The following is an 8,771-nucleotide window of genomic DNA, read 5'->3' as shown; positions in this document are numbered from 1 at the left end:
GACGACGGGATCCTGAACGGCAACGTCGTCGCACCCGTCGTCGTTGCTCCCGTCAACATCGGATGCAACACCATCTCCGTCATCGGCGACACGGCCTCCGACTGCACCACCACGGGAACGACCGGAGGCACCGATGAGACCATCGGAGCCGGCATCGGTGAACCTAATGATGGAACCACCGGTGGAACCACCGGAGGCAGCACTGACGACGGGATCCTGAACGGCAACGTCGTCGCACCCGTCGTCGTCGCTCCCGTCAACATCTGATGCAACACCATCTCCGTCATCGGCGACACGGCCTCCGACTGCACCACCACGGGAACGACCGGAGGCACCGATGAGACCACCGGAGCCGGTGAACTTACTGACGGCAGCACCGGAGGCACCACAGATAACGGGATCCTGAACGGCAACGTCGTCGCACCCGTCGTCGCCTCAACCAGTAAAGGTGACGCCTCCGGCAGGACTGCTTCGTTCGGGTCGAATGGCGCCATGCCAGCTGGATCGGCGTCAGTGGCCAGTACGCGGGTGAATGTTGCAGCGCTGGACGCTATGACGACGTCGGTTCCCATGGCAGTCACTCCGGCTGCTGTTACTCCGAAGGCGCTGGCCTATACCGGATTCAACGCGCACGTGGTCCTGCTGTTCGGAGCCCTGTTCATCACGGGCGGTGGACTGTTGGTGGTTCGCCGGTCGGGACTTGCTCCGATCTAGTTCCGGAGTCAGCAACGGATCCATCACCAAGAAGTCGGAGCGCTTGAAACAGACGGGAGTTCCGCAGTGCGAACTGCGGGAGTCCCGTCTACCGGCACGTCCCAACCTGGATCGGGCACAGTACGGTACTTCTTTTGTGCATCACCGATAACCTGGGTGATATCAGGGCAGCCGACGATCGTCGGCATGCGGTATCCGCAACCATCGGTGATCGTAGCCCTGGAGGCGAAGTTCGAGTACTCCCTCCTCGGAAACGCGGGGTTCGGTATCTCCGAGCAGGTCGAGAAGGATTTGGCCACGGACGCCGGCGGTCGACTGATCGGCACCCCGCAGATCGAGAGTCACCGTGACCGGCTCCGGCCCGAAATTGTGGAGAAGGATAATGCTGGCTGCCTCCCAACTGCAGCGGTGTGCCAGGACCGACTGAATGGGCTGGGGCAGAATCTCGAACTGTCCCCAGCCAAGCTCCGGACACTCCCGGTAGCGCCGAATGAGCTTCGCCAGGAAGTTTAGGAGCGACTCCGGGTCGCGCCTGGCCTGGGCCGCGTTGACGCGTTCCTTCCCGTACTCCCCCGTAACCGGTGGGGATACCAGCTCAGCTGGATCGGCCGTCGAAAAACCCCCGTTCTTCCCACGTGTCCACTGCATGGGCGACCGGACCGCCATGCGCCCGTCGGCGTCAAGGTCCTCTCCCATCCCAATCTCCTCGCCGTAGAACAGGACCGGCGTCCCGGGCAAGGAAAACAGCAGCGAATAGACCATCCGGAGGCGTTGCTGGTTTCCGTCGAGCATCGGCGGCAGGCGGCGTTTCAGGCCCCGCCCGAAGACCTGCATCCGTTCCTCGGGGCCGAAAGCGTCGAAGACCTCCTGCCGCTCTTCGGTGGAGAGCTTGTCCAGCGTCAACTCGTCATGGTTCCGGACGAACATGGCCCACTGGTTATCCGGATTGATCTCCGGCCTGCTTTCCAGCGCTCTGGCCAGGGGCGAGGCATCCTGCCGTGCGAGCGCGAGGTACATGGCCTGCATCGCGGTGAAGTCGAACATCATCGTGAGCTCATCGGCGTTCCCGCCGCCCAGGAACTCAAGTTGCTCCTCATACGGCAGGTTAACTTCGCCGAGGAGAATCGCCTGGCCATTGCGGCGGTTGAGAAACCGCCGCAGATCCTTGAGGAACTCATGCGGATCAGGCAGTTCGTCGGCCTGGGTGCCGGTTGTCTCGAGGAAGTAGGGAACGGCGTCCACCCGGAAACCGTCCATGCCCAGCTGCAGCCAGAAGCCCATGGCCTTGGCTATTTCGTCCCGGACTTTCGGATTGGCAACGTTGAGGTCCGGCTGGTGCTTGTAGAACCGGTGCTGGTACCACTCGCCGGTGGTCTCCTCGAGGGTCCAGATGGAATTCTCCTGATCCGGAAAAGCCACGTCCTTCGACGTGTCGGGTGGAGCGTCCGAGCGCCAGACATAGAAATCCCGGTAAGGGCTGTCCGTGGATTTCCGCGCCGACCGGAACCACGGGTGCGAATCCGAGGTGTGGTTCACCACGAGGTCGGCAATGATACGGATGCCCCTGTCCTTCGCCGTTCGAAGGAATTCCACCACGTCGCCGTGGGTGCCGAGGCGCCCGTCCACGCCGTAGAAGTCCTTGATGTCGTAGCCGTCGTCCCGATCCGGAGTCGGATAGAACGGCATCAGCCAGATGCAGGTCACCCCGAGTTCCGCCAGGTAATCGACACGCCGGGCGAGGCCGGTGAAGTCACCCACGCCGTCACCGTCGGCATCGAAGTATGTCTCCACGTCGAGGCAGTAAATGACGGCGTTCTTCCACCACAGATCAGAGGTGTCGGTTATCTTCATGAAGGTCCTCCTTGATGCAGCGGAATCAGCGCCGTCGTTCGATCGATCCAGAGAAATGCATCGTAGCGGCGGTTGAGCACTGTGGGCACATAACTTCCCCGCCGTTCGACGTCGGGATGATAGACGACGCCGATTGCGCGGTGGGCGCGGCTGCGGCCTGCCCAGCCGGTGCCATCATCGAAGACGAACAGCGCCGATTCCTGATCCGGCAGCGCGTCATGGAGCAGCTGCTCTGTACTGCCCTCCCGCGCTGCGGGCATGAGCATCACCTCGGTGGCACCACCCCAACGATCCGCAGCCAGCACCTGCCCTTCGTGGGATCCGAAGCCTATGAGAACGACGCCGTCCTCGGAATGCTCCTCGCGCACGAGCTGGCCGAGGTTGATCATGCCGCCGGCGGCCATATCCGTCCAGCGGGCGTCACCCACATGCGTGTTGTGCTCCCACACCACGGCCTTGCTGTTCCGGGCGCTTCCTTCGTTGTGGTGCGTCATCAGCGCGTCGAGGGTTTCGGCCATGTGGCGGTCGCGGATGTTCCACGACTCCGGCCCACCGTGAACCATCGCCCGGTAGTAGGTTTCTGCGCCCGCCGCCGAACGGGCGTTGCGTTCGGCGTTGAACTGATCATCGCGTCCGGCACCGGCTCCGGCACCGGCTCCCATAGAGTTCAGGTTTCCGAGCAGGGCAACCACTTCCTTCTGGCATCCGGAAGGGACCCACTGGGTAGACCGGGCGTAGGACTGCGCATCCTCCGCGTGGGGTTCGAAACACCGGAAGGCTTCTAGCGCGGATTCAACGTACTGGGGCTGGTGTGCTTCGAGGTACTCAAGGGTGGAGCGCAGCGAATCCCACAGGCTGTAGACGTCGAGCCCGTAGAAACCCGCACGCCGGCCCGGTTCGAGGCCACAGTTCCGTGCGCGCAGCCACCGGGTGAAATCGACGACGTCGGTGTTCGACCACATCCAGGTCGGCCACCGGTCGAATCCGTTGAGCACGTCGGCTGGATCCTCCGGCGCCCCCTCAACCGCGGTCACTGACCTGTGCACCTTCCAGCAGTCCGGCCAGTCACCCTCGACAGCGACGAAGGAAAAGCCGCACTCCTCGATCAGCCGCTGCGTCAATGCCGCACGCCAGGCATAGAACTCGTGGGTGCCGTGGGAAGCCTCGCCGATCAGCACATACCGGGAGTCACCGATCCGTTCGAGCAGCGGTTCCAAATCCGCAGCATCCCTCAGCGGCAGAGTGGTGTTACGCATACCGGCCCCCTCCTTCATGCCTTCCCTCCTCCTCAGCCGTGCAGGATTCGCCAGCGGCAGGCCCGGCAAGAAGGGATCGGACCTCTTCGTCGCCCGTCTGCCCGAAATGCTCATACTCAGCGCCCACCGCACGGAACCTCTCCGGTTGCCAGGGGCAGACGACGTCGTCTGCCAGCTTCTGCACTTGTCTCACGGCCATGGGCGCGCCGACGGGCACGGCGGCGATGATCCGACGGGGACCGAGTTTACGTAGAGCGGCTACCGCCGCCCGCATCGTGGCACCGGTGGCCAGCCCGTCGTCAACCACGATCACCGTGCGCCCACTCACCGCCAGCGGCGGACGCCGGCCGCGGTACTCCTTTTCACGCCTGGCCATTTCGATGGTTTCCCGCGCCAGCGTTTCCTCGAACAGGCGGCGACCGTCCTTGAGCTTCTCGAGTTCGACCATGAGGTCCGGGTTCCGCACCAACTCGGTTGTGCCGGCCGCCGACGCCAGTGCCGCCATGGCGGTTTCCGGGTGGTTCGGGAACCCGAGTTTGCGCACCACCACCACATCCATCTCGGCCCCCAAGGCGAGCGAGATCTCTGCCGCTACCGGAACGCCGCCGCGGGGAAGCCCGATCACGAGGGGCGCCTCGGACCTCCAGACCCCGAGGAAGCCCGCGAGCTCCCCTCCCGCATGCCGACGGTCGAGAAATCGGTATCTGCCCATACCCGCCACCCCGGAAACGAAACGGAAGCCTACTTCCTATCATTGTCCCGGCCCGCCCGAAAAGTAACCCCCTCGCGCGGCAAAAAAACTCTCCCACTGGCTCTCCACCGATGCAGGCAAGGAGGCGGTGTCCGGAGCCCCGGACACCGCCGCCGCTCCTACCAGCAAATACCCCTCACCGCCCGGGCTATGACCTTTTCGAAGCGCTCCGGCACCGTAAGTGAAGCACCGCGCGTATTGTCCTAGTATCAGATTCCGGATGATCGCCGGAACAGCAGGACACATGACAAGGAAGTCAACCATGCGAAATAGCTCCTTACGAGGACTCCTCGTCGAAGTCCCGAAGGAACTGTGAGATGGGCGCGGCTCTGCAGTCGACCACACCGAGAGTGACCAGGCGGGCACAGACCCGCCTGGGAATCGCCCTCATCGCACCGTTGATGCTTCTGGTGGCGGTCTTCTTCCTCTTTCCACTGGGCAATGCAATCTACTATTCATTCGTCGACTTCGACGGCCTCAACCCCACCCCGCCTTTCGTGGGGCTCGACAACTACACCCGCATGTTCGCCGATGCGGAAATGTGGCATGCGCTCGGCAACAACGTCATATGGATCGTCCTCGGGACTGCAATACCCCTGGTCATCGGCCTCGTCCAGGCACTGCTGCTGTGGAATGTCAGGCATGCCGGCATCTACTACCGGCTCGCCTTCTTCCTTCCCTACGTCCTCCCGCAGGTAGCCATCGGAATTGTCTGGGGGTGGATCTACAACCCGGTCAACGGCTGGGTGAACAAGACTCTCGAGGCACTGGGTCTCGGCGGCCTCGCCACCGGGTGGCTGGGCAATCCCGACACTGCCTTCTACGCCGTCATGGCCACGGCGATCTGGTCCATCACCGGATTCGTACTAATTATTTTCCTTTCAGCACTGCGCAACGTAGACCTCGAACAGATGGACGCCTCCCGGCTTGACGGGGTCAACGCAGGACAGCAGCTTCGCTACATCATCCTGCCCCAGATCATGCCGGTCTTCCTCATGGTCACCACCGTCACGCTCGTCGGCGGGTTCCAGGTGTTCGACATCATCTTCATCATGACCGGCGGCGGGCCGGCGAACGCGACGAATGTGATGGGCACCTACGCCTACACCAGCGCCTTCCAGCTCAGCCAGATCAGCTACGGGACAACGCTCGCGCTCCTGATCACCGCTCTATCCATTCCCTGCGCGGTGGCCCTGAACAGGCTGCAACGGCGGCTCTCTCTGCAAGGAACAGGCGCATGACGAACACCACCGCAGCCGGGGACCAACTGATCGAGACCGCCGAGGCGGCTGGAAATCGACCCCCCGCTGCCCGCAACCGCATGTCTCCCCGGCGCAGAACCGCCCTGTCGGGAAAGCACCTGCTCCTGATCGTCATCTCGGCGATCTCCCTCTTTCCCGTCCTCCTGATCTTCTCGACAGCACTCAAGACGCAGGCGGACGTCCGGACCAATCCCTTCGGGCTGTTCTCGTCGTTCTCCTTCGAGAACCTGGTGAATGCCTGGACAGTGGGCGGATTCAGCGATTACCTGCTCAACAGTGTGATCCTGACCGTTCCCAGCACCCTCCTTGTGGTGGTTCTCTCCACCATGGCCGGCTACACCTTCGCCCGGCTTCCCTTCAGAGGGCGAACCTTCGCGTTCTACCTGGTGGTGCTGGGACTGCTCGTCCCGTTCTTCGCCTACATGATTCCCCTGTTCTTCCAGCTTCGAGGCATCGGCCTGCTCGATACGCTTCCTGGCGCGATCCTGGTCCTCACCTCCACGGGGGTCTCCTTCGGCACCTTTTTCATGCGGGCATTCTTCTCCGACCTCCCCACCGAACTGGAGCAGGCTGCCCGCGTGGACGGGTGCTCGGAATGGCAGATCTTCGTCAAGATCATGCTGCCGCTGGTGCGCTCCGGTGCCGGCGCCCTGGCCGTTTTCACCTTCATCCAGAACTGGAACAACTTCCTGGTGCCCCTGCTGTACCTGCCGGGTGGAGGGTACCGGCCGTTGACCACGGGGCTCTACCAGTTCATGGGGGGGCGCTCCATCGATATCGGCCCCCTCGCCGCCGGCTCCCTGATCACGATTATTCCAGTGGTCATCATTTTCATCCTGATGCAGCGGCAGGTCGCAGAGGGCTTCATTTCGGGTGCGGTAAAGGGATGAATTCCTGGCTTGTCCACCGCGCGCAGTCACCACTTACCGATCACCTCTGAGAAAAGGACACCTACCATGAAGATTCCTGGAATGACCCTTCCGGCGTCGGCCGCGGCGCTCGCACTGATGATATCCGGCTGCACCGGGACCGCCCCCACTTCCGAGGGCGACGACGGCGGTACCGAGCAGATCCGCTACCTCATCGAGCAGCCCGAAGATGCAGAGACCATCGAGCTGATCGAAGGCGACCTCGCCACGTTCGAAGAGCAGAATCCCGACATCGATGTCGAACTTGAAGTCATGCCCCTGGACAGCATGAGGACAGTCCTGCAGACCCAGCTACGGTCCGGTGAGGGACCGGACGTCTTCGGCTGGGGCTCCGGTCCCGGCTATGCGGGTGCCCTTGCCGAAGCCGGCCTGCTCTATGACCTCACCGCCGCGTACGAAGAATACGACTGGCCGGTGTATGACTTCGCCAAAGAGCGGGTCACCTCCGATGGCAAGCTGATCGGTATTCCGGGAGACATCGAAACGATCGGAATTTTCTACAATCAGAATATTTTCGACGAACTCGGCATCGACCAGCCGGAGAACCTCAGCGACCTTGAAGCTGCGGCGGGCCGGATCGACGAGGCAGGGATCACCCCCTTCGCCATCAGCGACAAGGAAGGCTGGCAGGGAGGGCATTTGCTCAGCATGGCGTTGTCCAGCCGCATCGGCCCGGACGGAATGGACAGCCTGCTCGCCGGTGAAACCCCGTGGACCTCGCCGGACGTCGTGGCCGCCCTCAACACCTGGGACCAGTTCAGTTCCGCCGGGTACCTGACGGAATTCCCCACGGCGCTCTCCTACGACGACGGCAACTCGCTCTTCTACTCAGGGGAAGCAGCGATCCTTCCGACCGGCAGCTGGCTTGCCCCGGAGATCCAGAACGGGGTCGACTTCGAGGTCGGCTATGTCCCGTTCCCCGCAGAGGACGGCCAGGGTATCTTCAGCGGCGGGCTCGGCTCAGGACCACTCGTCTCAGCGAATACAGCGAATCCCGAAGCGGCGATCAAGTTCCTCGATTACCTGATGACGCCTGAACACGGACGGTGGACCATCGAGAACCAGAGCACCATTCCGCCGTTCCCGGTGGACACCGAGGGCGTCGACACTTCGCCGCTGTTCGCCCAGGTTGTCACCGACGCAGCACAGATCGCTGACGGAACCGGTGAGTTCGGCTACAACATCGATGTCCTCACCACCGATGTGTTCAACGATGCGATGATCAACGGAATTCAGGCCTTGCTCACCGACCAGAAGACCGCCGAGGAAGTCGCCCAGGATCTGGAAACGGCATTCCAGGCAGGATAGGCCCAACCGTCGAAGGAAACCCTGTATGCGTTTGATTGCCAATAATTGTTACCAACTCGAACACTCCAAGGGCGCCAACGGCTACGTTGTCGCCGGAAGCGCCGGCGCCGCCGTCATCGACCCGGGAATCTCTTCCGGCTATGACGGCGTCCTGAAGGAGTTGCGCGACTCCGAAGCACGGGTAGGCCGGGTCATCGATCTGGTGCTCACCCACTACGACTTCGACCATGTCCAGGTGGCAGCCCGCCTGCAGCGGGAACTCGGCGCACGGGTGTGGCTGGGCCGAGCGGACGCCGCGATCCTTCGTGGTGATCGAACTCCGCCCACGGCCGTGCGGCGCCTCATGCAGCGACTGACGTCGATACCCTATCCCGACCAGGTAGAGGAACTGGAAGGCACCGGAAGCATCTTCGAAGGGCTCGACTACTTCCCCACCCCCGGCCACACACCGGGCCACTTCGCCTTTCAGTGGCAATCCGTCCTGTTCAGCGGGGATTCGGTCACCGTCCGCAAGGACGGCGGGCTCCGCCAGTTCATTCTCCGGCCGGTGATCAGTGACAGGGCGGTTGCCGGGGAAACCGAGCAGCTCCTGCGCGAACGCATTGCCAGCACCGGCATCGAGTGGATCTGCGCAGGCCACAACCGACCCACCCGTACGAAGGAGGCAGGCTGACTGTCCGGTTCGATGGCCCGCCGCCGT

General features: G+C 62.9%; 8 protein-coding genes and 1 pseudogene. 6 read left to right on the top strand and 3 right to left on the bottom strand.

Going from position 1 to position 8,771, the window contains the following annotated elements; translation table 11 throughout:
• Window positions 1-267, top strand: a pseudogene (locus tag Y704_RS24675) (hypothetical protein); the annotation flags it as partial.
• Between the two features lie 225 nt (window positions 268-492).
• Entirely contained in the window at window positions 493-714 is a 222-nt protein-coding gene (locus Y704_RS0116520) for an LPXTG cell wall anchor domain-containing protein (RefSeq protein ID WP_155850405.1), read from the top strand.
• A 162-nt stretch (window positions 715-876) separates the two neighbouring features.
• Here Y704_RS0116520 and Y704_RS0116515 read toward each other — a convergent pair whose 3' ends face one another.
• The 3 genes from Y704_RS0116515 to Y704_RS22200 are packed head-to-tail and all read right to left on the bottom strand — an operon-like array spanning window position 877 to window position 4,533.
• Complete coding sequence (locus Y704_RS0116515; protein ID WP_026550924.1) at window positions 877-2,565, bottom strand: alpha-amylase family protein; 1,689 nt, start codon at window positions 2,563-2,565, stop codon at window positions 877-879.
• Window positions 2,562-3,821, bottom strand: coding sequence for an erythromycin esterase family protein (locus tag Y704_RS0116510; RefSeq protein ID WP_035773217.1), 1,260 nt, complete (start codon window positions 3,819-3,821; stop codon window positions 2,562-2,564). The genes Y704_RS0116515 and Y704_RS0116510 overlap by 4 nt, the downstream gene beginning before the upstream one ends.
• On the bottom strand, window positions 3,814-4,533 hold the full coding sequence (locus Y704_RS22200; RefSeq protein ID WP_051477289.1) for a phosphoribosyltransferase: 720 nt from the start codon (window positions 4,531-4,533) through the stop codon (window positions 3,814-3,816). Before Y704_RS22200 ends, Y704_RS0116510 begins: the two co-directional genes overlap by 8 nt.
• A 356-nt stretch (window positions 4,534-4,889) precedes the next feature.
• Between Y704_RS22200 and Y704_RS0116500 the strand changes: the two genes are divergently transcribed.
• The 4 genes from Y704_RS0116500 (at window position 4,890) to Y704_RS0116485 (ending at window position 8,744) form a co-directional block, all read left to right on the top strand.
• Entirely contained in the window at window positions 4,890-5,813 is a 924-nt protein-coding gene (locus Y704_RS0116500) for a carbohydrate ABC transporter permease (protein ID WP_026550922.1), read from the top strand.
• The gene (locus Y704_RS0116495; protein WP_051477287.1) at window positions 5,810-6,724 is read left to right on the top strand and encodes a carbohydrate ABC transporter permease; all 915 of its coding nucleotides are present in this window, start codon (window positions 5,810-5,812) and stop codon (window positions 6,722-6,724) included. Before Y704_RS0116500 ends, Y704_RS0116495 begins: the two co-directional genes overlap by 4 nt.
• A gap of 66 nt (window positions 6,725-6,790) precedes the next feature.
• The gene (locus Y704_RS0116490; protein ID WP_026550920.1) at window positions 6,791-8,071 is read left to right on the top strand and encodes an ABC transporter substrate-binding protein; all 1,281 of its coding nucleotides are present in this window, start codon (window positions 6,791-6,793) and stop codon (window positions 8,069-8,071) included.
• A 25-nt stretch (window positions 8,072-8,096) separates the two neighbouring features.
• On the top strand, window positions 8,097-8,744 hold the full coding sequence (locus tag Y704_RS0116485) for an MBL fold metallo-hydrolase (RefSeq protein WP_026550919.1): 648 nt from the start codon (window positions 8,097-8,099) through the stop codon (window positions 8,742-8,744).
• Window positions 8,745-8,771: the final 27 nt, after the last annotated feature.

It is taken from the genome of Arthrobacter sp. Br18 (genome assembly GCF_000520555.1).
GTDB lineage: Bacteria > Actinomycetota > Actinomycetes > Actinomycetales > Micrococcaceae > Arthrobacter_D.
Note: the sequence above shows the minus strand (reverse complement) of the source record. Positions and strands in the feature narration are given on the sequence as shown.

Excerpts from the sequence above, each read along its gene's own strand:
- Y704_RS0116520 (WP_155850405.1), top strand. The coding sequence starts at position 493 with ATGCCAGCTGGATCGGCGTCAGTGGCCAGTACGCGGGTGAATGTTGCA.
- Y704_RS0116515 (WP_026550924.1), bottom strand. The coding sequence starts at position 2,565 with ATGAAGATAACCGACACCTCTGATCTGTGGTGGAAGAACGCCGTCATT.
- Y704_RS0116510 (WP_035773217.1), bottom strand. The coding sequence starts at position 3,821 with ATGCGTAACACCACTCTGCCGCTGAGGGATGCTGCGGATTTGGAACCG.
- Y704_RS22200 (WP_051477289.1), bottom strand. The coding sequence starts at position 4,533 with ATGGGCAGATACCGATTTCTCGACCGTCGGCATGCGGGAGGGGAGCTC.
- Y704_RS0116500 (WP_026550922.1), top strand. The coding sequence starts at position 4,890 with ATGGGCGCGGCTCTGCAGTCGACCACACCGAGAGTGACCAGGCGGGCA.
- Y704_RS0116495 (WP_051477287.1), top strand. The coding sequence starts at position 5,810 with ATGACGAACACCACCGCAGCCGGGGACCAACTGATCGAGACCGCCGAG.
- Y704_RS0116490 (WP_026550920.1), top strand. The coding sequence starts at position 6,791 with ATGAAGATTCCTGGAATGACCCTTCCGGCGTCGGCCGCGGCGCTCGCA.
- Y704_RS0116485 (WP_026550919.1), top strand. The coding sequence starts at position 8,097 with ATGCGTTTGATTGCCAATAATTGTTACCAACTCGAACACTCCAAGGGC.